Source organism: Dongia sp., assembly GCF_041906375.1.
Lineage (GTDB): Bacteria > Pseudomonadota > Alphaproteobacteria > Dongiales > Dongiaceae > Dongia.
Genome location: NZ_JAYRJJ010000002.1, coordinates 347,154 through 368,788, shown reverse-complemented (window position 1 = coordinate 368,788; position 21,635 = coordinate 347,154). Strand labels below are relative to the sequence as shown.

Annotated in this window: 25 protein-coding genes; 14 read left to right on the top strand and 11 right to left on the bottom strand. The window is 64.4% G+C overall.

Features of this window, described 5'->3' with window-relative positions:
- Window positions 1-5: 5 nt before the first annotated feature.
- The 3 genes from ACE3OA_RS08430 to ACE3OA_RS08420 all read right to left on the bottom strand — a co-directional run bounded on the left by ACE3OA_RS08430 (window position 6) and on the right by ACE3OA_RS08420 (window position 2,390).
- The gene (locus tag ACE3OA_RS08430) at window positions 6-1,079 is read right to left on the bottom strand and encodes a hypothetical protein (RefSeq protein WP_374309943.1); all 1,074 of its coding nucleotides are present in this window, start codon (window positions 1,077-1,079) and stop codon (window positions 6-8) included.
- A gap of 94 nt (window positions 1,080-1,173) precedes the next feature.
- Window positions 1,174-1,707: an NADPH-dependent FMN reductase gene (locus ACE3OA_RS08425; protein ID WP_374309941.1), complete on the bottom strand. Its 534-nt coding sequence runs from the start codon at window positions 1,705-1,707 to the stop codon at window positions 1,174-1,176.
- 62 nt (window positions 1,708-1,769) lie between these two features.
- Window positions 1,770-2,390 (bottom strand): TetR/AcrR family transcriptional regulator, encoded by a 621-nt coding sequence (locus ACE3OA_RS08420; RefSeq protein WP_374309939.1) that lies wholly within the window; start codon window positions 2,388-2,390, stop codon window positions 1,770-1,772.
- A 121-nt stretch (window positions 2,391-2,511) separates the two neighbouring features.
- Between ACE3OA_RS08420 and ACE3OA_RS08415 the strand changes: the two genes are divergently transcribed.
- Window positions 2,512-3,387 (top strand): NAD(P)H-binding protein, encoded by an 876-nt coding sequence (locus tag ACE3OA_RS08415; RefSeq protein ID WP_374309937.1) that lies wholly within the window; start codon window positions 2,512-2,514, stop codon window positions 3,385-3,387.
- 142 nt (window positions 3,388-3,529) lie between these two features.
- On the opposite strand, the gene ACE3OA_RS08410 is transcribed toward ACE3OA_RS08415, so the two are convergent.
- Together ACE3OA_RS08410 and ACE3OA_RS08405 are read right to left on the bottom strand one after the other, a co-directional pair.
- Window positions 3,530-4,978 carry an aspartate aminotransferase family protein gene (locus ACE3OA_RS08410; RefSeq protein WP_374309935.1) on the bottom strand — a complete coding sequence of 483 codons (1,449 nt, stop codon included), beginning with the start codon at window positions 4,976-4,978 and terminating at the stop codon, window positions 3,530-3,532.
- Between the two features lie 149 nt (window positions 4,979-5,127).
- Window positions 5,128-5,811, bottom strand: coding sequence for a peroxiredoxin-like family protein (locus ACE3OA_RS08405; RefSeq protein WP_374309933.1), 684 nt, complete (start codon window positions 5,809-5,811; stop codon window positions 5,128-5,130).
- Between the two features lie 106 nt (window positions 5,812-5,917).
- Here ACE3OA_RS08405 and ACE3OA_RS08400 point away from each other — a divergent pair, with 106 nt between their 5' ends.
- Window positions 5,918-6,805 carry a LysR substrate-binding domain-containing protein gene (locus ACE3OA_RS08400; protein ID WP_374309931.1) on the top strand — a complete coding sequence of 296 codons (888 nt, stop codon included), beginning with the start codon at window positions 5,918-5,920 and terminating at the stop codon, window positions 6,803-6,805.
- Between the two features lie 90 nt (window positions 6,806-6,895).
- Entirely contained in the window at window positions 6,896-7,555 is a 660-nt protein-coding gene (locus ACE3OA_RS08395) for a glutathione S-transferase family protein (protein ID WP_374309929.1), read from the top strand.
- Window positions 7,556-7,558: 3 nt separating this feature from the next.
- Here ACE3OA_RS08395 and ACE3OA_RS08390 read toward each other — a convergent pair whose 3' ends face one another.
- Window positions 7,559-7,906, bottom strand: coding sequence for an ArsC family reductase (locus ACE3OA_RS08390; RefSeq protein ID WP_374309927.1), 348 nt, complete (start codon window positions 7,904-7,906; stop codon window positions 7,559-7,561).
- A gap of 118 nt (window positions 7,907-8,024) precedes the next feature.
- On the opposite strand from ACE3OA_RS08390, the gene ACE3OA_RS08385 reads away from it, so the two are divergent.
- The 6 genes from ACE3OA_RS08385 to ACE3OA_RS08360 all read left to right on the top strand — a co-directional run bounded on the left by ACE3OA_RS08385 (window position 8,025) and on the right by ACE3OA_RS08360 (window position 11,914).
- Window positions 8,025-8,696: a winged helix-turn-helix transcriptional regulator gene (locus ACE3OA_RS08385; RefSeq protein ID WP_374309925.1), complete on the top strand. Its 672-nt coding sequence runs from the start codon at window positions 8,025-8,027 to the stop codon at window positions 8,694-8,696.
- 7 nt (window positions 8,697-8,703) lie between these two features.
- Entirely contained in the window at window positions 8,704-9,090 is a 387-nt protein-coding gene (locus ACE3OA_RS08380; RefSeq protein ID WP_374309923.1) for a DUF488 domain-containing protein, read from the top strand.
- 76 nt (window positions 9,091-9,166) lie between these two features.
- Entirely contained in the window at window positions 9,167-10,081 is a 915-nt protein-coding gene (locus ACE3OA_RS08375; RefSeq protein WP_374309921.1) for a PLP-dependent cysteine synthase family protein, read from the top strand.
- 279 nt (window positions 10,082-10,360) lie between these two features.
- Window positions 10,361-10,660, top strand: coding sequence for a hypothetical protein (locus tag ACE3OA_RS08370; protein WP_374309919.1), 300 nt, complete (start codon window positions 10,361-10,363; stop codon window positions 10,658-10,660).
- Entirely contained in the window at window positions 10,660-11,082 is a 423-nt protein-coding gene (locus tag ACE3OA_RS08365) for a type II toxin-antitoxin system VapC family toxin (protein WP_374310894.1), read from the top strand. Before ACE3OA_RS08370 ends, ACE3OA_RS08365 begins: the two co-directional genes overlap by 1 nt.
- An 88-nt stretch (window positions 11,083-11,170) precedes the next feature.
- Window positions 11,171-11,914, top strand: coding sequence for a toll/interleukin-1 receptor domain-containing protein (locus ACE3OA_RS08360; protein WP_374309917.1), 744 nt, complete (start codon window positions 11,171-11,173; stop codon window positions 11,912-11,914).
- A gap of 647 nt (window positions 11,915-12,561) precedes the next feature.
- Here ACE3OA_RS08360 and ACE3OA_RS08355 read toward each other — a convergent pair.
- Together ACE3OA_RS08355 and ACE3OA_RS08350 are read right to left on the bottom strand one after the other, a co-directional pair.
- Window positions 12,562-13,797: an MFS transporter gene (locus ACE3OA_RS08355; RefSeq protein ID WP_374309915.1), complete on the bottom strand. Its 1,236-nt coding sequence runs from the start codon at window positions 13,795-13,797 to the stop codon at window positions 12,562-12,564.
- Between the two features lie 87 nt (window positions 13,798-13,884).
- On the bottom strand, window positions 13,885-14,808 hold the full coding sequence (locus ACE3OA_RS08350) for a LysR family transcriptional regulator (RefSeq protein WP_374309913.1): 924 nt from the start codon (window positions 14,806-14,808) through the stop codon (window positions 13,885-13,887).
- A gap of 136 nt (window positions 14,809-14,944) precedes the next feature.
- Between ACE3OA_RS08350 and ACE3OA_RS08345 the strand changes: the two genes are divergently transcribed.
- On the top strand, window positions 14,945-15,445 hold the full coding sequence (locus ACE3OA_RS08345; protein ID WP_374309911.1) for a cupin domain-containing protein: 501 nt from the start codon (window positions 14,945-14,947) through the stop codon (window positions 15,443-15,445).
- Between the two features lie 13 nt (window positions 15,446-15,458).
- On the opposite strand, the gene ACE3OA_RS08340 is transcribed toward ACE3OA_RS08345, so the two are convergent.
- Window positions 15,459-16,349, bottom strand: coding sequence for a LysR family transcriptional regulator (locus tag ACE3OA_RS08340; protein ID WP_374309909.1), 891 nt, complete (start codon window positions 16,347-16,349; stop codon window positions 15,459-15,461).
- Between the two features lie 144 nt (window positions 16,350-16,493).
- Between ACE3OA_RS08340 and ACE3OA_RS08335 the strand changes: the two genes are divergently transcribed.
- Window positions 16,494-17,945, top strand: a complete 1,452-nt coding sequence (locus ACE3OA_RS08335) for an MFS transporter (RefSeq protein ID WP_374309907.1) — start codon at window positions 16,494-16,496, stop codon at window positions 17,943-17,945.
- Between the two features lie 202 nt (window positions 17,946-18,147).
- On the opposite strand, the gene ACE3OA_RS08330 is transcribed toward ACE3OA_RS08335, so the two are convergent.
- Window positions 18,148-18,759 (bottom strand): TetR/AcrR family transcriptional regulator, encoded by a 612-nt coding sequence (locus tag ACE3OA_RS08330; protein WP_374309905.1) that lies wholly within the window; start codon window positions 18,757-18,759, stop codon window positions 18,148-18,150.
- A gap of 60 nt (window positions 18,760-18,819) precedes the next feature.
- Between ACE3OA_RS08330 and ACE3OA_RS08325 the strand changes: the two genes are divergently transcribed.
- The 3 genes from ACE3OA_RS08325 (at window position 18,820) to ACE3OA_RS08315 (ending at window position 21,311) form a co-directional block, all read left to right on the top strand.
- Window positions 18,820-19,608 carry an SDR family NAD(P)-dependent oxidoreductase gene (locus tag ACE3OA_RS08325; protein WP_374309903.1) on the top strand — a complete coding sequence of 263 codons (789 nt, stop codon included), beginning with the start codon at window positions 18,820-18,822 and terminating at the stop codon, window positions 19,606-19,608.
- A gap of 132 nt (window positions 19,609-19,740) precedes the next feature.
- Entirely contained in the window at window positions 19,741-20,742 is a 1,002-nt protein-coding gene (locus ACE3OA_RS08320; protein ID WP_374309900.1) for an NADP-dependent oxidoreductase, read from the top strand.
- Window positions 20,743-20,756: 14 nt separating this feature from the next.
- Window positions 20,757-21,311: a hypothetical protein gene (locus ACE3OA_RS08315; protein WP_374309898.1), complete on the top strand. Its 555-nt coding sequence runs from the start codon at window positions 20,757-20,759 to the stop codon at window positions 21,309-21,311.
- Window positions 21,312-21,385: 74 nt separating this feature from the next.
- Here ACE3OA_RS08315 and ACE3OA_RS08310 read toward each other — a convergent pair whose 3' ends face one another.
- Entirely contained in the window at window positions 21,386-21,622 is a 237-nt protein-coding gene (locus ACE3OA_RS08310) for a thioredoxin family protein (protein ID WP_374309896.1), read from the bottom strand.
- Window positions 21,623-21,635 lie beyond the last annotated feature (13 nt).

Genomic DNA, 21,635 nt, shown 5'->3' with positions numbered 1-21,635 from the left:
CGTTTTCATTTCTCTGCCAGGATCCAGGTGCCGTTCTTGATCAGGCGCGGATCGTTGGGCGCCAGTTCCAGCGCCTTGGTCAGCCAGGTTCGCGCCAGCTCGCGCTGGCCGGCGTAATAGGCGCAGATGCTGCCGATGTCGTAGGGACCGACACCCCAGGCCTTGGCGTCGCGGGTGTGATCGCCGGGCATGACCGTGATGGCGAGCATGCGATGCACCGCCCAGATGCCGCCCTGCCAATCCTTGTCATCCATGCAGAATTTTGCAAGATCGTGCCAGGGCTCGCGCGCGTCCGGCGCTTCGGCGCAGGCCTGCAGATAAGCGCTGCGCGCCTCGCTCATGCGGCCCAGCGATTTCTGGCAGCGCCCGATGAAGCGCATCGAGGCCGATCTTTCCGCCTTCCAGGTGGCGCGCGGCAGGCTGAGATGACGCCGCAATTCGGCGATCGCCTCCTCATACTTTCCGTGAAACATCAGCTCGCGCCCATAATAATGCGCCAGGCGGTCGTCATCCGGGGCCTCCGCCGCGGCCGATGCCAGCATCGGCAGATATTGGCCGCGCGACTTGCTGTCGTCGGGCAGGTGCCGGATGCGCAGCTGGTCGGTGACCACGGTCTGCTCGACCGTACTCGCCGCGGGTGTGATCAGTTCATGAATCGTATATTTCCACAGATAGCCGAAGCGCTGGTGGATGCGGCTGCTGTTGAAATGCCGCTTGGCAACACCATCAGGGCCGATGTCGATCTCGAGCGGGTTGCGCAGGCGCGTCGTCCCCGGCTTCCAGGCGGCGAGCAACGCCTCGCGCCAGCCGGGCTGCAGGACCTCGTCCATGTCGAGCGAAATGCAGATATCGACGTCTGCCGGCAGCAGGGCCAGGGCCGCATTGCGCGCATGGTCGAAACGCCAGGGCTTGATGCTGATGCTGTGTACCTCGACGCCGGCCGCGCGCAGCTTCTCGACCGTGCCATCGGTCGAGCCGGTATCGGCCACCAGCCGATAGTCGGCCGGTGCCGCTGCTTCGGCCCAGCGTGCCGCGAATTTCTCTTCATTGAGGGCGATGGTGTAGACGGCGATTTTCATGATCCGCGCGCTATCCGACTGAATCCGTGAACGCCGACAATCTAGACGGCGGCATGCGATCTGGCAAAAGGAACGCAGTCCCCGAGCGGCGTCCTCAGTCTTGGCGGGACCCAATCGCATCGGCAAAGGCAGCGAGCGCCCGCGCGATGGCTGGTGCAGCGATACCGTCGGCGGCGATCGCGGTCGGCGTGGTATCGGGGCCAGGGAGCGGCACGGTGATCGAGGCCGGTTCGACGATCACCAGCGCCATGGTTTGCAGGACCAGTCGCAGGGCCGCCTGCGCTTCGGTCGCACGCTGCGACGCGTTGAAGAGGGCGATGGGCTTCCCCGAAAAGGTCGGGCTGCCGACCAGCCAATCGAGCGCGTTCTTGAAGGCACCGGGAATGCCGCGTGCATATTCGGGGCAGGCGATCAGCAAGGCGTCGGCTTGCGCGGCGCGCGAAAGCAGCGCCATGACGGCGGGTGCCGCGGATGGGTCGATATCCGGATTGAAAGCGGGCAGGGCCGCGAGCTGGTCATAGATCGAGATCTCCATGCCGGACGGCGCCAGCAAGGCAGCCGCGCGCAGCAGTGCCGTATTGAGCGATGCGGCACGCAGGCTGCCTGAGAGAGCGAGGATGTCGAGCATGAAAGCACCGCAGCTATGGGCAGCGCAGGGGACCCGATTCGTGCCGTACTGGCAAGTCGCCGTTAGGACTCCCTCTCCAGCAGCCATTCGGCATGGCGGATCAATGTAGCGATGGGGCGGCTTTCATGGCCGATGGTCTGCAGCGAGACGCCAGCGCCGTCGAGCAGCAGCAGCAGCTGTTCGCCGATCATCTCGGCACGCTTCAACCCGGCACGCTTTGCATTCTCGGCAAAGCGGCGGCGCATGCCGCGCTTGTGTTCCTCGATCACCTGACGCCCGGGATGTGTTGCATCGGGCAGTTCGATAGCGGCATTGGTGATCGGGCAGCCGCGACTCTCAGGCCGCTCCATCTGTCGGCCCATATCCTTCAGCCAGGCGAGGATGTGGCCGCGCGGGTCGTCGGCATGCTGCATGCCGATGCGGTCCCAGCTCGATTCCAATTCAGCCGCCACGTCGCGCAGATATGCCGCGACCAGTTCATCTTTCGAGGTGAAGTGGCGATAGAGCGTCATCTTGTTGGTATCGGCTGCTGCGGCCACCGCCTCGACGCCGACGCCGCGAATGCCCTGGCCATAGAACAGTTCATGCGCCGCCTTGAGGATGCGGGCGCGGGGCGGCAAATCCGCCGTATCGGCGATTGCGGTGGTTTTCCTGGCGGCGGCGCGCGTTTTTCTCGTGCTCATGAAATGTCACTTGACGCAATGTTACCGGTCGGTAACATTATTCACGTTACCGACCGGTAACATACATCATCCGAGCGGCCGGGCGAAGACCTTTCACACACGCTCTTTCAGGAGATTTGTCATGACTATCGGCGTCACGGGTGCGAGCGGGCAATTGGGTGGCCTGGTATTGGACAGCCTGCTGGGGCGGGGCGTTTCGCCCAAGGACATCGTGGCGCTGACCCGCGATCCTGCCAAGCTTTCAGCCTATGCCGCCAAGGGCATCACTGTGCGCCCCGGCGATTTCGATAAGCCGGCAGAACTCCAAGCCTCCTTGCAGGGCGTCGAGCGACTTCTCATCATCCCGGCGTCGGACCTGCGCCCAGGCATTCGCACGCCGCAGCAGAAGAATGCGGTCAACGCCGCCAAGGCCGCGGGCGTCAAGCACGTCATCTATATCTCCACCACCGGCGCCCATCGCGGGCAGGATCTCTTCACCTCGCATTTTGCGACCGAACAGGCGATCTACGCCTCGGGTCTGGCGTGGACCATTCTGCGCATGGGCATGTATTACGACAATCTCTGGATGGGCGGCATCGCTTATGCGCTCAGCCATGGCGTCTATCCCGCCACGGGCCCTGCCGGCGAGGGCAAGGTCGCGCGCAGCGACGTGGCCGCGGCCGCCGCGGCCCTGCTGGCCGCCAAGGGGCATGACAGCCATCTTTATCACGCGACTGGCCCGGCCTCGCTCACGCCGGCCGATGTCGCCAAGGCGATCGGCGATGTCTTTGGCAAAAAGGTCGATGCCGTCACCGTGACCCAGGATCAATATAATGGTGGCCTCGCGGCGGCGGGTCTCCCCGATTTCGTGGTCGACGCCATCGGCGGTATCGAAGCCGCCCGCGCCAAGGGTCTGCTCGATGTCGTCACCCATGACATCGTACACCTCACCGGCAAAAAGGCCCTGACGCTCACCGAATACCTCACCGCCACGAAGCACCTGGCGGCGGCGCATTAAGCGCGTCCCCTCACCCCAGCCCTCTCCCCGCAAGCGGGGCGAGGGGTTTGAAGCAAGGACTCGCTTGAAACTCCCTCGCCCCACGTAGTGGGGAGAGGGTCGGGGTGAGGGGCCCTCGCCAATTCAGAAGCACCTTAGGTTCTTAATTCGCTCCGGCCTTGACCGCCCGCCAGGCGGCGATGATGGCGTCGGCGGCGATCTCGGCTTCCCTCTCGGTCGTGTACCAGGAGGTGACGGAGAGCCGCATCACTTGCGACCCGCGCCAGGCGGCACCGCCGGCAAAGCAGATTCCGTCGGCCTGCAGGCGGGCGATGGTGCGGCGGGTGAGATCGTCGGCGGCCGCCCCGTCACCATCGCCGCCGAAGCGCAGCAGCATCTGGTTGAGCATCACCTCGTTGAGCACTGCGATGCCGGGTTCGGCGGCAACGCGTGCGGCGATGATCTGTGCCGCCCGGCAATGGCGCGCCACCATCGCCGCGACACCTGCCCGGCCCAGATGCCGGATGATGGCATAGGTGGCAAAGCCGCGGGCGCGGCGGGACAGTTCCGGCACATAATGGCTGGGGTCGCGTTCACCCGCTTCCGTCGTCGGCAGGTAGCTTGCAGCGATCGTCATGGCGCGGCGATGTGCTTCCGGGTGCCGGACGATGGCATAGCCGCAATCATAGGGCGTCTGCAGCCATTTATGCCCATCGGTCGCCCAGGAATCGGCAAGCTCGATACCGGCGGTGAATGCCTTGCGTGTCGGTTCCGCGCGTGCCCACAGGCCGAAGGCGCCGTCGACATGGACCCAGGCGCCTTTGGCCTGAGCGAGCGGCACGATCTCGGCGAAGGGATCGAAGCCGCCGGTATTGATCTGCCCGGCTTGGCAAATGACGATGAGCGGGCCGTCCACCGCCGCGAGGTCGGCGCGAAAGGCGGCGGCATCGATACGGCCGGCGGCGTCGGTCGCCACCCGCTTCACGCGGTTCTGCCCCAGCCCAAGGAACTTCAAGGCCGAAAACACCGTGGTATGTGCATCGTCGCCGATCATCACGGTGATGGGCGGCGCGCCGAACAAGCCCTGCATTTCGACATCCCATCCCACCCGCCGCAACACCTCGCCGCGCGCGGCGGCAAGGCCCACGAAATTGGCGATGGTGGCGCCGGTCACGAAGCCGACCGAGCTTTCGCGCGGCAGGTCGAGGAGATCGAGCAGCCAGCCTGCCGCCACCGCCTCGACCGCCGATGCCGCCGGTGTCGCCACATGATTGCCGGTGTTCTGGCCCCAGGCGCTGGTCAGCCAATCGGCGGCGACGCCCACGGGATGCGAGGCGCCAATGACCCAGCCGAAAAAGCGCGGCCCCGTCATGGCATGGAGGCCGGGTTCCGCATCCGCCGCCAGCTGGTCGATGATCGCCGGGCCCTCCGCCCCCGTCTCGGGCAATGGCGCCTGGAAGACCTTCAGCATCTCCATGAAGTCGCGTTTGGGCCGCTGCGGCCCGTCGCCGACATGGGCGCGGTAGCGGATCGCGTGCTGCGCGGCCGTCTCGAACAACTGCCCGAGCGCCGCTTCATCCATGTCGCTCTGGGCCGAGTTGCCGGAATCCATTCTGCTCTCCCTCGGATGGCACACCTTTGATGTCATCTTCGGTAATCCACGCGCGGAGGGCAATAAAGTCCCGGATCTGTACTGCGTCCAGCGCCACAGGCCCTGGCGCGCCTTGCGGGATCGCCAGGGCCTGTGGCGCTGGTGCCAGATCAGGCCGCGCGCAGGCGCTTCAGCTTCTCCAACGTCGGCAGCAAGTCGCTGGGATCGGGGCGGCGAGTATAGTCGGGATTGACCTCGGCGTAGGCGATGATGCCATCCATGCCGATCACAAAGCGCGCCGGCATCGGCAGCGTCCAGCTCTGATCGCCATTGACCTGGGTGAGGTCGTTTTTGAACACATCGCGATATAGCTCGATGAGATAGTCCGGCAGCCTGAAGCGCAGGCCGAATGCTGCCGCAACCTCGTTGCCGGCATCCGAAAGGATGGGAAAGCCCAGCTTGTTTTCGCGTTGCGCGCGGCGGCAGTTCACCGGCAATTGCGGCGAGACCGCAACCAACCGGGCGTCCTCGCCAACCAGCTGCGGCAAGACTTCCTGCAAGGCCTGCAGGTCGAAATTGCAGTAAGGGCACCAAACGCCCCGATAGAAGGTGACGACCAGCGGACCGGCCTCCAGCAATTGCGCCGATGAAACCGGGTTGCCATCAGGATCGGGCAGAACGAAGGCCGGTGCCCGGTCGCCGGCCTTGAGCGCACGCCCTGCCGCGCCGGAAGCGATCAATTCATCGGTCGCGCGGTGCATCGTTTCGTGGATCCACGCAGGTACGTTATGGGGCGGGCCGCCGGCCTCGAGATTGGTGCGAAAGGCGTCCAGTTTGTCTTGCAGGGCCATCATCGGTCTCCGTGAAGGGGGCTTGCGCTTCGGGGCGCTTGGGCAACATCATCTATTCGAGTCTGCAGCAGTAGCGGGTCATTTCGACTAAAATATATTTGGTGGCCAAATGAGTGATCGGATCTTCGCCCTGCAACTCTTCTCACGCGTCGCGCGTCTGGCGAGTTTTTCCAAAGCGGGCCGCGAATTCGGCCTGTCGCAGCCCTCGGCGTCGCGCATCATGGCCGACCTCGAACGCGAGGTCGGTGCCGCACTCCTTACCCGCACCACGCGGGCGGTGACGCTGACCGAAGCAGGCACCGACTATCTTGCCCGCATCGAGCCCATTCTGCTGGCGCTTGAAGAGGCCGATCACGCCGCGCGCGGGACCGGCGAGTTGCGCGGGTTCCTGCGCATCGCGCTCTCGTCGAGCTTCGGCGCCCGCGTGGTGATTCCCTGCCTGCCTGCCTTCGTCGCGCGGCATCCGGCTTTGCGTCTCGATCTCATCATGAGCGATCAGCGCCAGGATCTCGTCGGCGAAGGGGTCGATGTGGCGCTGCGGCTGGGGCAATTGCAGGACAGCAGCGCCACGGCGCAACTGATCGGCGTGTCGCCGCGCATCGCCGTCGCCGCACCTGCTTATCTCGAAAACGCGCCCGAACTGCAGGTGCCGGCCGATCTCGCTCAGCATGCGCTCATCATCGGGCCGACTGGCCCCCTGACGGCTTGGTCATTCCAGCGCGACGGCCGCTCGGTATCCTTGCGCATCGATGCCAGGCTCTCGGTCTCCGCGAATGAGGGCGCCGTGGCCGCGGCTGTGGCGGGTTTGGGGATCGTCTCCACCTCCGCCTGGGGCTGCCAGGCGGAGGTGGCGGGCGGCAAACTCAGGCGCGTGCTGCCCGATTGGGACATGGGTCGGGTCGACATTCATGCGGTTTTTCCTGCCGGCCGCGCCGCGAAGCCGGCTGCTCGCGCCATCGCCGAGCATCTCGCGCAGGCGCTCGCGTCATCGCCCTGACATCACGCAGCGCTTTCCGCTTGCAATCGCCCGCGAGAAGGTTCAAATTACAACCAGTTGCAAAATAAAAGCAGATTATGGGAGATGACGATGGCCCTCTCGCTCTTTGCCCACCCGCTGTCCTCCTATTGCCAGAAGGTGCTGACCGCCCTTTACGAACACGGTACCCCCTTCACCTATCGCCAGCTCTCGTTCGAGGACAGCCAGACCGGTGCCGAATTCGCGGCGCTCTGGCCGATCCAGCGCATGCCGTTGCTGCGTGACGGCGACACCAGCGTCATGGAATCCACCATCATCATCGAATATCTCGACCTCCATCATGGCGGGAAGACACGGCTGGTGCCGCGCGAGCCCGCGGCGGCGCTGGAGGCGCGCTTTCTCGACCGCGTCTTCGACTGCTATGTCATGACGCCGATGCAAAAGATCGTCTTCAACGCCATCCGCTCAGAGGACAAGCGCGATCCGCAAGGCGTCGAGGACGCGCGGGCGCTCATGGAAAAGAGCTATGCTTGGCTCGAGGAAAAGCTCAAAGGCCGCGCCTGGGCGGCGGGGGCGGAGTTCACCCTGGCCGATTGCGCCGCGGCTCCCGCGCTCTTCTATGCCGATTGGGTGCAGGAAATCGGCGACCGCTATCCGACACTCAAGGCCTATCGCAGGAAGCTCCTCGCCCGCCCGAGCTTTGCCCGCGCCGTCGACGAGGGGCGCCCGTTCCGGCACCTCTTTCCCTTGGGCGCACCCAACCGGGATTGAGCGCTATTTGAAGGCTGCCGCGTATTCCTCCGGCTTGAAACCGGCCAGGCGCTTCCCGGGTGTCTCGAGGATCGGGCGCTTGATCATGGAGGGCTGTGCCAGCATGAGGGCGATGGCCTTGGCCTCGGTAAGGTTGGCCTTGTCGGTCTCGGGCAGCGCGCGGAAAGTGGTGCCGGCGCGGTTGAGCACTTTCTCCCAGCCCAGTTCCTGGCACCAGGCGGCAAGATGCGGCTTGTCGATCCCTTCAGCCTTGTAGTCGTGGAAGCGATAGGCGATTCCCTTGGCCTCCAGCCAGGCGCGCGCTTTCTTCATCGTGTCGCAATTCTTGATGCCGTAGATCGTCACACTCATGCCCCTTGCTCCCGCTGTTCCGGCCGCGCCTTCCGCATAGCCGAAAGCAAGCGGGCTTGTCATCAGCGGTCCGGATTCCGTACCGTAGCGCGATGCGGCATTCTGCTAGGGTATCGGTATGAGCGGGTATGGACAATTCTGCGCGGTGGCGCGGGCGCATGAGGTGCTGGGCGGTCGCTGGACCCTGCTCATCGTGCGCGAATTGCTGATGGGCAGCCGGCGCTTCAACGACATCCGCCGCGGCATCCCGCGTATATCGCGCACCATGCTGTCCGAACGGCTGCAGGAACTGGTCGAAATCAAGGCCCTATTCCGCCAGGACGGCGCTCATGGCCCGGAATACGATCTGACCGAATCCGGCCGCGAGCTGGCGGCGCTGGTGATGGCGCTGGGCCAATGGGGCCAGCGTTGGCTGCCGCGCCGGGCCTTGGCCGAGGATCTTGATGTCGAGCCGTTGCTCATCGACATGCAGCGGCGGGTGAATTTTGCCAAGCTTCCCAGGGACCCCCTCGTCATCCGCTTCGAGATCGACCGCGCGCCGCCCCGCTTCATGCTGCTGAAACCGGGCGAAGCCTCGCTCTGCACGGAAAATCCGGGCTTTCCCGAACCCTTGCGCGTGCGCGCCAGGCTCGCGGCCCTGGTCGCCTGGTGGCGCGGCGATCTGCCATTCGCAGCCGCCCGGCGTTCCGGCCTCGGCATCGAAGGACCCAAGGCGCTGGTGCGCGCCTTCCCCAACTGGTTCCAGCTTTATCTGCTGGCCGATGTTTCCCCGGCACGGAAATCCGCATGAGGTTGCCATGACGCTCCATATCGTCCGGCTCGGGACACCGCGCCTCAAACACGAAGGCACACGCATCGGCACGGTGCGCCGCCCGCCGCGCGGTGTCGCCAAGGATCGCTTTGCCGCCGACAATTGGTACGACGTCTGGTATCCCGACCTCTCGCCGAGCGCCGAACTTGTGACGCTGGCTCTCGCCGCAGCGACGCCAAAGGAATGGAACGCCTTCGAGCGCGCCTTCCGCGCCGAGATGAACGAGCCAGGACCCCGCCGCACGCTCGACCTGCTCGCGGCCTTGTCGCAAGAATCCAATTTCTCCATCGGCTGCTATTGCGAGGACGAATCCCGCTGCCATCGCTCGGTGCTGCGCAAGCTGCTCGCAGAGCGCGGCGCTAAAATCGCCTGAGGTCGGTCCGGATTTCGGACCGCCAGCCCGTTCGATCCGGTGCTATGGAGACGCCACCACGTGCAAGGAGGCGCAGATGAACCCGGCCAACATTCTCGATTGTATCGGCAACACGCGGCTCTTGCCCCTGCGCCGCATCGCGCCGCAAGGCGCCCGCATCTCCCTCAAATTGGAGAGCGAGAACCCCACCGGCAGCATGAAGGACCGCATGGCGCTGGCCATGATCGAGGCCGCCGAAAAAGATGGACGCCTGAAGCCGGGCGGCACGGTCATCGAATATACCGGCGGCTCCACTGGCATCTCGCTGGCCCTCATCTGTGCGGTGAAGGGCTATCATTGCCACATCGTCACCGCCGACGCCTTCGCCCCCGACAAGCTCGCCCATATGCGCGCATTTGGGGCCGAGCTAACGGTGCTGAAATCCGATAACGGCCGCCAGACCGAAAAACTGGTGAAGGACATGATCGCCCGCGCGGAAGAGATCGCTCACGTCGCTGGTGGCCTGCTCACCCACCAGATGCGGAACACCGACCAGCTCGCAGCCTACACGAAGATGGCCGACGAGATCTGGGCGCAGACAGAGGGCCGCATCGACGCCCTCGTCCAGGCGGTGGGCACCGCCGCCAGCATAAGGGGCCTCAGCGCGCGTCTGCGCGCCCTCAAACCCGATATCCGGATCATCGCCGTCGAACCGGCCGAAAGCGCCGTCCTCTCCGGTGGTGCCACCGGCGCCCACAAGATCGACGGCATCGGCGCCGGCTACATCGCGCCGCTCTGGCAGGAAGGTTTGGCCCACGCCATCGAGCCCGTCTCAACGGCCGACGCCAAGGCGATGGCGGCGCGCCTCGCAAGGGAAGAAGGCATCCTCCCCGGCCCCTCCACCGGCGCCAATGTCGTGGCGGCGCTGCGCGTCGCCGCGCGGATGGGGGAGGGGGCCGAGATCGTCACCGTGATGTGCGATAGCGGGGTTAAGTATTTGGGGAAGTACTGAGCCCAGCTTCGCCCCCCACCCAACCCTCCCCCCCTAAGGGTGGGAGGGCCCTGCACCGAACCCGAACGCACAACCTCGCTCCCATCTCCTCCCACCTTCAGGGGGGAGGCCGGGAGGGGGGCGCCAAGTGACTGGTCTATCCCGCCATACCCTCATCTCCCTCTCCCTTCAGGGGGAGGGTCGGGGTGGGGGTGCTAAGCGACGGCTCTCGCAACAGTAGACGCTCTTTCCAAACACGTCATGCCCGGCTATATTGCCGGGCATAAGGAGCATGGACCGATGACCGCCTCGCAAAAGAAAGCCGTCGAGACCTATCGCAACCGCCTCAGCGAAAAGGGCCTCGCCCGTTTCGAGGTGGTGGGGCGCGATGCCGACCGCGATCTCATTCGCGCCCTGGCAAAACGCCTGGCGGAGGGCGGGAAGGAAGCAGCGCATCTGCGCAAGGCTGTGCAAAGCTCAATGACAGGCACATCGCCCACGCGTGGCGCCATTCTGGAGGCTCTGTGCAACTCGTCCTTGGTCGGCGCCGATCTCAATCTCAAGCGCCCGCGCCAGCCAGGACGTAAAGTCTCGCTTTGATGCGCTACCTGCTCGATACCAACATCATCAGCAATCTGGTCAAGCCCGCGCCGTCGCCAACCCTCGTTGCCTGGATGTCGGAACGCGAGGACCAGGAACTCTATATCTCTGCCCTTACCATCGCCGAAATCCGCCGCGGCGTGTTAGAAAAGCCCGCCGGTAAGCGGCGCGACGAATTGGAAAGATGGTTCAGTGGCCGGCAGGGCCCGCAACCTCTTTTCGCTGGCCGCGTCCTTCCCTTCGACGAAGCTGCTGCCCTCATCTGGGGCCGCCTTATGGCCGCCGGCCAAACCAAAGGCAAACCCCGCAGCGCCCTCGACATGATGATCGCCGCCATCGCCGAGGCCAATGCCTGCACGCTCGTGACGGATAACGAGAAGGACTTCGCGGGGATTAAGATTCTGAATCCGGTGCGGAATTAGGCTTTTAGTATGCCCTTGCCGGATTTTTGACGCCAGTATTTGGTGGATCTGGGTGAACTTGTTCGGCACAACTGAGATAGTGAGTACAATGTCAAGGACGCCGAAAGAACTTGTCTATGGACCCGTTTACGTAACTGCGGGCCAACTCAAGGGGCGAATTCTCTATTATGATGACGATGAAAGGCGAACTGCTATTTGCTATGCGGGTCAACCTACCGATTTTGTAGGAACCTATGATATTCAGCTTCGATACTTAAGGGAGCCTACAATTGATGATCTTCTCAAACGGCGAGAAGAAATTTGGAGAACTCTTACCGATCAAGCTATTCACAACGCCTGGCATATGGGTGCTGATGAGGTCCATGAGTTATGGTCCGAGAAGGACCTAATTTCGAATGAGCTGTACGAGCGAAGAATGGTCGGGGAAATGCGGCAGTTGAGTACTGAGAAATCTATTTTTCTCTGCCATAGCTCTGCCGATAAAGGCTTCGTTCGGATGGTCAACGATGACCTTCGTCGGCTTGGCGCAAGCACTTGGCTAGACGAGAACAATATCAAAGTTGGTGAATCGATAGTCGGGAAAATCTCCTCAGGTCTAAAGGAGTCTCAGTTTCTCGTGCTATTCTTGTCAGAGAGTTCCGTGAAGTCGCTATGGACTCGGCGCGAGTGGCAATCTTATCTGTCTCGGCAATTGAGCGGCAACATGATCACGATCCTGCCAGTTCTTATCGAAACGTGCGAGATTCCAGAAATTTTGGCCGATCTAAAGTATGCAAACTTTAGCGAATCTTATCATGACGGCCTCAAAGAACTGCATGCGGCTTTGGTCTAGCCGCCAATTCGTCATATTCGTTTGCGAGTGCTAGTTCTTGTCCGATTTTGCCTCTTTCATTGGCCTGTCGCACTTACATCCTCGATGCGGCTCCGCAACCACCGAAGCGCCGGGTCGGCGTCCTGCCGCGAATGCCAGAGCATCGAGATCGTGATCTCCGGCGCCTTGACGAGAGCGGGAAGCGGATGAGGCCTTTGGATAGGCTCGCGTGTAGCGTTCCAGTACGGTGGCGACGAGGTTAGTGGCGCGGGCCAGTGCATTCGCCGCGCTGCAGCCGCCGACGCGGGTAGCGATGTCGCGTGTAATCCCGATCTTTTCCAGGATGCCGTCGATGGGGCCACGCTCCGGCAGACGGCGGCGTAACCTGCCGCCGTCATCTCGTCCTTGGTGCGCGCATGGCCGTACCGCCCACGCCCGCGCGGCCATGCGGGCGTGGGCGGCTGAGGGCCACCTAGCCCTTGCGCTTATTCCGCCGCCCGTTAGCGCGGGGCCGCATGGGCTTGCATGAAGTTGGGCAGCATCGCCTGGCGCGCCTGGTCGAGCGCCATCCATTGCGCATCGTCCGGCAGCGGCGGAGTGTTCACCGTCTCGCGTCGGTCGAAGCCGATGAGGGCGGCGTCGACCAGTTTATTGCCGGTTGATCTATCTCAGGCCACCACGGGCACCGGCTTGGCTGGCGCGAACGGCTTGAAGGTGAGGGCGATCAGGAAGGCGCCGATGCCGAGGCCGCCGGCAAGGATATAGAGCCCCGCATAACTGGCGAAGGTGTCGTAGATCCAGCCGCCGGCCACCGGCCCCGTTGCCATGCCGAGGCTGCCGGTCATCGCTGTGGCGCCGATGACGGTGCCCATCATCTTCAGCGGAAAATTCTCGCGCGCCAGCACGGCATAGAGCGGCATGACGCCGGCATAGATGAAGCCGAACATGGCCGCCACCACATAGAAGGCCGCGAGCTGGCTGACCAGCACATAGGCAAACGCGCCCAGGGCCTGGACCAGCAGGCCCCAGGCCAGCACCTGCTTGGCCCCGAAGCGGTCGCCGAGCAGGCCGAAGGCAAGGCGCCCGCCCATGCCGGCCAAGCCTTCGACGCTGTAGATCGAGACGGCGGCGATGAGCGGTATGCCGCAGGTGACGGCATAGCTCACCGTATGGAAGATCGGTCCCGAATGCGTGGCGCAGCAGAAGAAGTTGGTGAGCAGCAGGATGATGAATTGCGGCGACCGCATCGCCTCGGCGACGGACATCTCAGGCGCTAGTGCGCTCGGCTCGCTCTGTGACGCGTCGGCTGCCTCTCCCGCCATTTGAGCCGCTGCCAAAGCAGGCGCGCGGCGCACCAGCAGCGACATCGGGATCATGATGACGGCGACGATCGCGGCGATGATCTCTAAGGTCGTGCGCCAATCATGGAGCGTCACCAGCCAGGCCGCCAGCGGCGCCATGGTCATCGGCGCCATGCCCATGCCGGCCGAAACGAGCGAGACGGCAAGGCTGCGATGCGTGTCGAACCAGCCGGTGACGCAGGCCATCGTCGGCGCGAAGACGGCGGCGGTGGCGACACCCACCAGCAACCCGAAGACCAGCTGAAACTGATAGAGCGAGCTGGCATTCGCCGCCAGTACCAGCGAACCCGCGAGGATCACCGACCCCGCCAGCAGCACCGGCATCGGCCCCACCCGGTCAGTGAGCACGCCCCAGCCCATGCTGGCAAAAGCCATGGCCAGGAAGCCGATGGTCATGGCGCTGGAAACCCCCGTAACCGACCAGCCCGTCTCCTCGGCAATCGGCCGCAGCAGCACCGGCAATGAAAACATGGCGCCTGCGGCCACACAGCCCAGCACCCCGCCCGCCGCAACGATGACCCAGCGATAGTGAACGCGCGCCATTCCTGCTCTCCTCACCGCATTTGGAATCAAGTATGTTGATATCAACTCAATAGTCAAGCGCGTGGCAAGATGGTTACGGGTTCCTCCTCAAACAAACACCGCAACCGCATCCAGAACCAATTGCCGCAGCCAGCGATGGAGCGGGCTCTGGTCGTGGCGGCTGTGCCAGTACATGCGGATTTCCGGGGCGGGGCTCGGCATCGGTGGCTGGTAGAGGTCGAGGCCGAGATCGGCGGCGACCGCGCTGGCGAATTGGCTCGGCAAGGCGGCGATGAGGTCGCTTTGAGCGACCGATTCCGCCACCGCCTGGAAATGCGGCAGGGCCAGCATCACCTCGCGCCTCGCCCCCTGGGCGGCCAGCGCCTCGTCGATATTTCCGGACATGTCGCCGCTGATCGAGCGCAGCGCCTGCGGGAGCGCGCAGAAGAGGTCAAGGGGGATGGCGTCGCCCGGCCTCACCGCTCCAAGGCGTGGGTGCCCCTTCGCCGCGACGATGACGAAGGGCGAGACGAAGAGAAGCTCGCTCGAGGCCCAATCGGGCAAGGTGAGCGGCCGCTCCAGGGCAAGGTCGATCGCGTCTTCGAGCAGCAGTCGCTCCACGTCGCCCCGCGCGCTGTCGAGGAAGCGGAGTTTCACCTCGGGTGCCTCGCGGCGCAGCCGCGCCGCAACCTTCGGGATCACCAAAGCGGAGAAGAAATCGGCGCCGAGCAAGGTAAGGGTGGCCTGCGCCGTCGCGGGGTCGAAACGCTGCTGGCCGAAAAGGCTGAGTTCCATCGCCGCGAGCGCCTCGCGCACCGGTCCGGCAAGGCTCGCGGCGCGCGGGGTCGGCACCATGTCGGGTCCGCGCCGGATGAAGAGTTGGTCGTCGAGGGCCGCGCGCAGGCGCGCCAGTGCCGCACTCATTGCCGGCTGGCTCAACCCCACCCGGTCGCCCGCGCGCGTGACGCTCCGCTCGCGCATCAGCGCGTCGAAAATGCGCAGCAGATTCAAGTCGAAGGTGCGAAAATTCACCGGATCGATGGTCCTGATAACGAGAGTCGATTGGGCCTGCGCCGTTCCCTTCTCTATGAAGCCCGCCACACAACATGGCAGGTGTCACCGTCCGGCGTCACCGTCCGGCGACATTGGCAAAAGAAGGGATAGCATCATGGATGGATCGGCACAAATCCGGCAAGGCGAGGCGCCCCACGGGCTCCATTTCTTCGACACCCGCGTCGTCATCCACCAGGCGGCAGCGCAATCGCCGGTGGGCCTCTCGGTGCAGGAGCATTGGCTGCCCTTCGGCTATTCGCCCCCACTGCACCGGCATCTCGCCGAGACCGAGATCTTCCACATTCTGGCCGGCGTCGTGCGCTTCCAGCTCGGCACCGACGAGATCCTGGCCGGCGCCGGCCAAAGCCTCGCGGCACCCGCCGGCGTGCCGCACAGCTTCATCGTCGAATCCGCAGCCGGTGCCCACTTCCTGGTGCTGGCGCCGGGCCCGGATTTCGAGGGTTTCTTATGCGCCGTGAGCCGGCCCGCCCCCGAAGCGGCCCTGCCGGCACCCCTGCCGCCGCCCACGCCAGCGGAGGGTCAGCGTCTCCAGGCCCTTGCCCTCAACCACCGCATCGAACTGCTAGGCCCGCCGATGATGCCGCGCGCGGCGTAAATTTCCGGCGACACTAGGCGGCGCATACCTCCCGTACACAGCCCCGCAGCCAACGATGCGCGGGGTCGGCATCCTGTCGCGGATGCCAGAGGAGCGAGACCGTGAAGGGCGGGAGCTTCACGGGCAGATCGAAGCTCACCAATCCCTGTCGCAGGTTGCCGGTGTGGCGTTCGGGGACGGTGGCGACGAGGTCGGTGTGGCGGGTAAGCGCCAGGGCTGCCGTGAAGCTTCCCACCACGGTGGCGATATTGCGGGTGAGGCCGTGTTCATCCAAGTCCTCGTCGACCCGGCCGCGTGTTTCGTCGCGCCGGGTGATGAGGATGTGCCGGGCGGCGGCGAAGAGCTGCGGCGTCATACGGCCACGGGCAAGGGCATGGGATTTGCGCACCACGCCGACGAAGCGGTCGCGGAAGAGATGCACGCTCATGAGTTCCGGGCTCAAGGATTCCGCCAGCACGCCGGTTTCGAGATCGATGCTGCCATCGCGTAACGGTGCACTGTCGCGGTCGGTCTTGGGGACAAAACTGAGCGTCACCCCCGGCGCCTCGCGGCCGATGCGGGCGAGGAGGGCAGGACCGAAATTCTCCACAAAGCCGTCGCGGCTGCGGATGGTGAAGCGGCGGTCGAGGCGCTTCAGATCCAGCCGGTCAACCGGGCGCAGCATGTGGCCGGCGGCGGCCAGCAGCGGCCCCACCTCGGATTTGAGTTCCAGCGCGCGGGGGGTCGGCACCAGCCCGCGCCCCGCGCGCACCAGGAGCGGATCGCCCACAGTCTCCCGCAGCCGCGCCAATTGCCGGCTCATGGCCGAGGGGCTGAGCTGCAGCCGCTTGGCCGCACCCGCCACGCTGCCTTCGCGGAGCAGGACATCGAGGGTAATCAACAGATTGAGATCGGGCTGCGTCATGGGTGGAGCGTAACACCACCGACGCCATTTGGCATAGCGTTAAACGCAATGAATGAGTGCAAATGCTGCGCCTGTCGCCATATGAGGAAGGAGGTCTAGATTTCCGGCAACGCTAGAATACCAGGCGATACCAAGAGGAAATCCATGTCGACACCCATCACCCTGCCGCGCGATGCGACCCCCAGAAATGAAACCCCCAGAAACGAAACATCGAGCAACGAAGCCTCATCAATGCGCTGGGCGCTGGCGAGTCTGGCGCTCTCCATGCTGCTCTCATCGCTCGGCACCAGCATCGCCAATGTCGCCTTGCCGACACTGACCCAGGCTTTCGCCGCGCGTTTCCAGGACGTGCAATGGGTCGTCCTGGCTTATCTCCTCGCCATCACCACGCTCATCGTCAGCGCCGGACGGCTCGGCGATCTCATCGGCCGGCGGCGCCTGCTGCTGATCGGACTCTGTGTCTTCACGGCAGCGTCCGGCCTCTGCGGCATCGCCCTCAGCCTGAAGCTGCTGATCGCGGCGCGCGCCGTGCAGGGCCTGGGTGCCGCCGTCATGATGGCCCTCACCATGGCGATGGTCGGAGAAACGGTGCCCAAGGATCGGACCGGCAGCGCCATGGGGCTGCTCGGCACCATGTCGGCAATCGGCACGGCGCTCGGGCCATCGCTGGGCGGCGCGCTCCTTGCCGGTCCAGGTTGGCCGGCGATCTTCCTCGTCATGGTGCCGCTGGGCATACTCAACATCTTTCTGGCGCGGCGGCATCTGCCGCACCACGCCCTGCCGGCCAACGCCGCGCGAAAGGGGTTCGACATTCCGGGGACCCTGGTTCTCGGCCTGACGCTGGCGACCTACGCGCTGGCCATGACGGTCGGGCGCGGCCATGTCGATCGGCTCAACCTCGTTTTGCTGGCGGCGGCCCTGATCGGTGCCGGTTTGTTCGTGGCAATCGAGGCGCGCGTGGCCTCGCCCCTGATCCGGCTGGCCTCGTTCCGCAACGCCGCCTTCAGTTCCAGTCTCGTCATGAATCTGCTGGTGGCGACGGTGATGATGGCAACGCTCGTGGTGGGACCCTTCTATCTCTCGCAAGGACTGGGGCTGGGGGCGGCCATGGTCGGCCTCGTCATGTCGGTGGGGCCGGTCATCTCCGCCTTCAGCGGCGTGCCCGCCGGGCGCATCGTCGACCGGTTCGGCGCACCTGCCATGGTGATTGCATCCCTCATCGCCATGGCGGCCGGTGCTGCGTCGCTCAGCCTGTTGCCAGGTCTCTTCGGCATCGCCGGCTATGTCGGCGCCATCGCCATCCTCACCCCGGGCTATCAGCTGTTCCAGGCGTCCAACAACACGGCGGTCATGAAGGACGTGAAGCCGGACCAGCGCGGCGTCATTTCCGGCACGCTCAATCTCTCGCGCAATCTGGGTCTCATCACCGGTGCATCGCTGATGGGCGCCGTTTTCGCCTTCGCGGCGGGCACGGCCGACATGGCAAATGCCGCACCCGCTGCTATCGCGAGCGGCATGGCCATCACTTTCGCCGTGGCTGCCGCCTGCATCGTCGCAGCCCTCATGCTCGCCATCGGCTCGCGCCTGGCGACGTGAAAAGCCGGGCGATGTGAATAAGCCCGGCACGACAGAAACCGGCATTGGGCCCGGCTTATAGACCTTTCACTCCCATCCCATAGTTGGCGTCCACATCAACCAATTGCATTGATTGCGGCGGAAATTGTCTCGCCCAGATTCGGCTCTTTGCGCGCATGAGGCGCGTGCAAAGGCAGAATCGCTCGGTGTGGGGCGTCGGCGCTTATCGGGCAGAGTCTGGGCCGAGCGTGGATTCGATCCAGGCACGCGTCTCTTCCAGGACCTCATCGGAAAGGGCCGTGTCGTCGATGGCGCGGGCAAGGATCACCGCTCCCACCATCGCAGCCCAGGTTCCGATCGCCGCGCGACGCCTGTCCGCCGCGTCGATATCCGGAAGGGCTTTCGCCACATGCTCGATTTGCGACCGAAGCCCGGCCGTCATGGCGGCCCGGGCAGCCGGGGTCTGATGGCGGATATCCGCTGCAAGCGCCGCCGTGGGACAGCCGGTAGCAGCATTCTTTCGGTGTCGCGGCGAAAGGTAGCTGCGAAGAAAGGCGCGCAGATCATTGCCACCGGTTCCGTCGCCGGCAAGGGCATAGCCGATCGTCTCGGCGACGAGGTCCTCCTTCGAACCGAAATGGCCGTAAAAGCCACCGTGCGTGAGCCCTGCGGCCTTCATCACCTCCGACACGCTGACGGCGTCGAACCCCTTGTCCCGGAACAGTTTGCTGGCGACATCCAGAATCCGGCGGCGATTCTCCGCCATCTGCTCTCTGCTGACCTTCATGTCGAATTCTTCCACCGACCCTATTGACATATTCATGATGATCATCATATTTGCGTAATCATGATGATGATCATAAATATATATCCTAACTGAGCAGAGAGCAACCTCATGTCCGTCATCCCCTCGGTCCTTATCACCGGCGCTTCCACCGGCATCGGCGCCACCTATGCCGACCGCTTCGCACGTCGCGGCCATGACCTCGTGCTGGTCGCACGCGACCACAAGCGCATGGAGGCGCTGGCGACGCGCTTGAGATCAGAGACCGGTGTGGCGATCGACATCATGCAGGCCGATCTGACCGAGGCCGCCGCGCTGGCCGTGGTGGAAGCGCGGCTGCGCGAGGATGCGCGCATTGGTGTCCTCGTCAACAATGCCGGAACGGCCATTGGCGGCAGCTTCACCGAGCAATCCACGGACGATGTGGCGCGGCTCCTCGCGCTCAACACGACGGCCCTGCTGCGGCTCACCAGCGCCGTTGCACCCCGCTTCGCGCAGGCCGGCGAAGGAGCGATCATCAACATCGGCTCCGTGGTGGGATTCGCACCTGAATTCGGCACGGCCGTCTATGGTGCGACCAAAGCCTTCGCACTGTTCCTGTCCCAGGGGCTCAGCCTCGAACTCGGCCCCAAGGGTGTCTACGTCCAGGCCGTTCTCCCCGCTGCCACGCGCACGGAAATCTGGGAGCGCGCCGGCGTCGACGTCAACACCATGAGCGGCGTGATGGACGTCGGCGAACTCGTCGATGCGGCGCTGGTTGGCTTCGACCGCCGCGAGGCGGTTACCATTCCTCCGCTGCCCGATGCGGAACAGTGGAATGCCTATCAGGCAGCGCGTCAGGCCATGCTCCCGAATATGAGCCAGGACCATGCCGCCGCGCGCTACAGGACGGCGGCCTGAGCGCGCGCCGGCACCAGACAGACCTGTCCTCCTGGCGGAAATAGATCATGGCGGCTTCTTCCTGCCGCCTGATCGGCCGCCCATTGCAAATCGCCGGCAAGGCATCCCACGGCCCCACATATCAGGCAAAAAATGAAAGCCCTCGTTTTCAAGCGCTACGGCAAATCCACCCAACCCGAATTCGCTGACGTCCCACGTCCTGCGATCGGCCCGGACGACATTCTCGTCCAGGTGCATGCCGTGGGATTGAACCCAATCGACAACATGATTCCCAAAGGTACCCTCAAGCCGGTGCTCGGATTTGATCTCCCGGCAACGATTGGCAGCGATGTCGCCGGTGTCGTCGCGGAGGTCGGCAGCAGCGTAAAGCGCTTCAAGGTCGGCGACGCTGTCTTCGCCAGCGTGTTCGACCTCGGCCGTGGCACACTTGCCGACTTCGTTGCCGTGCCGGAGAGCATCGCGGCGGTCAAGCCGGTGAGCCTCGACTTTGTTGAGGCGGCCTCAATCCCGATGGTCGGTCTGACGTCCTGGCAGGCGCTGAAGGAACGTGCAGACCTGAAACCCGGGCAGAAAGTCTTCATCCCAGCGGGCTCCGGCGGCATCGGCACGTTTGCCATCCAACTCGCCAAACATCTTGGCGCCAAGGTGGGCACGACGACCAGCACAGGCAACATCGATCTCGTGAAAGGCCTGGGTGCGGATGAGGTCGTCGATTATAAACGACAGCAGTTCGAGAGCGTTCTGCGCGGCTACGACTTGGTGCTCGGGACCGTCCGCGGCGATGTCATCGAGAAGTCGCTCCTGATCCTGAAGGCGAACAGCGTAATCGTATCGCTCGTCGGCCCTCTTGATGCGGCGTTTGCCCGCGCACGGCACCTGAATGCGGCGCTGAGGTTTGTCTTCAGCCTCATGAGCATGAAGATCCGGCGCCTCGCGAAGAGGCGCGATGTTGGCTATTCCTTCTTGTTCGTTCGCCCGGACGGCGGCCAGCTCGCGGAAATCGGCAGCATCATCGAAGCCGGCGGCATCCGCCCTGTGATCGACAAGGTGTTTCCCTTCGATCAGGCAACACAAGCGCTCGCCTATCTGGAAGCAGGGCGCGCCAAGGGCAAGGTCGTCGTTCGACTGCTGTGAGGCGCGAGGGCACCTTGTTGCAGTTGTTCCAGGCGTCTCCGCTCATCCAGCTCGCATCGTTCCGCGACCGGACCCTGAGTGCCAGCCTCGCCGTGAACCTGCTGGTCGCCACTGTGATGATGGCGACCCTGGTGGGTCTCGTCACGTCGATCAGCTCGGTTATCTCGGCACTCTCCGGAATCGTCGCCGGCCGCCTGATCGACCGCTTCGGGGCAGCCATCATGGTCGTTGGCGGATTGGTCGCCATGGTGGCCGGCGCCACGGGCATCGCTTTGCTACCGAGAATGGTCGGCCTTGTCGGCTACATCGCCGCCGTCGCGATCCTCACCTCCGGCTATCAGCTGTTCCAGGCCGCCAACAACACCGCGGTCATGGCGGAAGAGGCGGCCGAGCAGCGTGGCGTCACCTCCGGCATGCTCAACCTCTCGCGCAATCTCGGCCTCGTCAGCGGGGCGTCCCTGATGGGTGCCGTGTTCGCCGTCGCCTCAGGTGCCAGCGACATTGCCACGGCAGCACCCGAGGCGGTCGCCATGGGTCTCCGAATCACCTTCCTGGTGCCGGTATCATGATCGGCGTGGCGCTGGCCTTGGTGCTCGCCGGGCGCAAGCGCGCGACATGACGGGAGAATCACTGCCAGCTGGGGTCAGGCGGTCAACCATTGTCTGACTTCAGCCTGGGTCGGGATGCGGCCGCTGCTGACCAGTTTCTCGTTGATGACCAACCCCGGTGTCGCAAGCAGGTCGAATGCCATGATGTCCTTCATGTCGGTGACCTTGACGAACTCGGCCGTGAGACCGGCGCTGGCGGCTGCGTCCCGCGCCACGGCCTCGAGCTTTTTGCAGTTGGCGCAGCCGGACCCCAGAATCTTGACGGTTAACATGGCGCGTGTCTCC

What these genes read in the sequence shown, in the direction of transcription:
- ACE3OA_RS08380 (WP_374309923.1), top strand. Translation starts at nt 8,704, where the DNA reads ATGACGCTCCATATCGTCCGGCTCGGGACACCGCGCCTCAAACACGAA.
- ACE3OA_RS08360 (WP_374309917.1), top strand. Translation starts at nt 11,171, where the DNA reads ATGTCAAGGACGCCGAAAGAACTTGTCTATGGACCCGTTTACGTAACT.
- ACE3OA_RS08390 (WP_374309927.1), bottom strand. Translation starts at nt 7,906, where the DNA reads ATGAGTGTGACGATCTACGGCATCAAGAATTGCGACACGATGAAGAAA.
- ACE3OA_RS08310 (WP_374309896.1), bottom strand. Translation starts at nt 21,622, where the DNA reads ATGTTAACCGTCAAGATTCTGGGGTCCGGCTGCGCCAACTGCAAAAAG.
- ACE3OA_RS08320 (WP_374309900.1), top strand. Translation starts at nt 19,741, where the DNA reads ATGAAAGCCCTCGTTTTCAAGCGCTACGGCAAATCCACCCAACCCGAA.
- ACE3OA_RS08375 (WP_374309921.1), top strand. Translation starts at nt 9,167, where the DNA reads ATGAACCCGGCCAACATTCTCGATTGTATCGGCAACACGCGGCTCTTG.
- ACE3OA_RS08355 (WP_374309915.1), bottom strand. Translation starts at nt 13,797, where the DNA reads ATGGCGCGCGTTCACTATCGCTGGGTCATCGTTGCGGCGGGCGGGGTG.
- ACE3OA_RS08385 (WP_374309925.1), top strand. Translation starts at nt 8,025, where the DNA reads ATGAGCGGGTATGGACAATTCTGCGCGGTGGCGCGGGCGCATGAGGTG.
- ACE3OA_RS08400 (WP_374309931.1), top strand. Translation starts at nt 5,918, where the DNA reads ATGAGTGATCGGATCTTCGCCCTGCAACTCTTCTCACGCGTCGCGCGT.
- ACE3OA_RS08395 (WP_374309929.1), top strand. Translation starts at nt 6,896, where the DNA reads ATGGCCCTCTCGCTCTTTGCCCACCCGCTGTCCTCCTATTGCCAGAAG.
- ACE3OA_RS08365 (WP_374310894.1), top strand. Translation starts at nt 10,660, where the DNA reads ATGCGCTACCTGCTCGATACCAACATCATCAGCAATCTGGTCAAGCCC.
- ACE3OA_RS08340 (WP_374309909.1), bottom strand. Translation starts at nt 16,349, where the DNA reads ATGACGCAGCCCGATCTCAATCTGTTGATTACCCTCGATGTCCTGCTC.
- ACE3OA_RS08325 (WP_374309903.1), top strand. Translation starts at nt 18,820, where the DNA reads ATGTCCGTCATCCCCTCGGTCCTTATCACCGGCGCTTCCACCGGCATC.
- ACE3OA_RS08345 (WP_374309911.1), top strand. Translation starts at nt 14,945, where the DNA reads ATGGATGGATCGGCACAAATCCGGCAAGGCGAGGCGCCCCACGGGCTC.
- ACE3OA_RS08335 (WP_374309907.1), top strand. Translation starts at nt 16,494, where the DNA reads ATGTCGACACCCATCACCCTGCCGCGCGATGCGACCCCCAGAAATGAA.
- ACE3OA_RS08370 (WP_374309919.1), top strand. Translation starts at nt 10,361, where the DNA reads ATGACCGCCTCGCAAAAGAAAGCCGTCGAGACCTATCGCAACCGCCTC.
- ACE3OA_RS08425 (WP_374309941.1), bottom strand. Translation starts at nt 1,707, where the DNA reads ATGCTCGACATCCTCGCTCTCTCAGGCAGCCTGCGTGCCGCATCGCTC.
- ACE3OA_RS08405 (WP_374309933.1), bottom strand. Translation starts at nt 5,811, where the DNA reads ATGATGGCCCTGCAAGACAAACTGGACGCCTTTCGCACCAATCTCGAG.
- ACE3OA_RS08415 (WP_374309937.1), top strand. Translation starts at nt 2,512, where the DNA reads ATGACTATCGGCGTCACGGGTGCGAGCGGGCAATTGGGTGGCCTGGTA.
- ACE3OA_RS08420 (WP_374309939.1), bottom strand. Translation starts at nt 2,390, where the DNA reads ATGAGCACGAGAAAAACGCGCGCCGCCGCCAGGAAAACCACCGCAATC.
- ACE3OA_RS08330 (WP_374309905.1), bottom strand. Translation starts at nt 18,759, where the DNA reads ATGATGATCATCATGAATATGTCAATAGGGTCGGTGGAAGAATTCGAC.
- ACE3OA_RS08410 (WP_374309935.1), bottom strand. Translation starts at nt 4,978, where the DNA reads ATGGATTCCGGCAACTCGGCCCAGAGCGACATGGATGAAGCGGCGCTC.
- ACE3OA_RS08430 (WP_374309943.1), bottom strand. Translation starts at nt 1,079, where the DNA reads ATGAAAATCGCCGTCTACACCATCGCCCTCAATGAAGAGAAATTCGCG.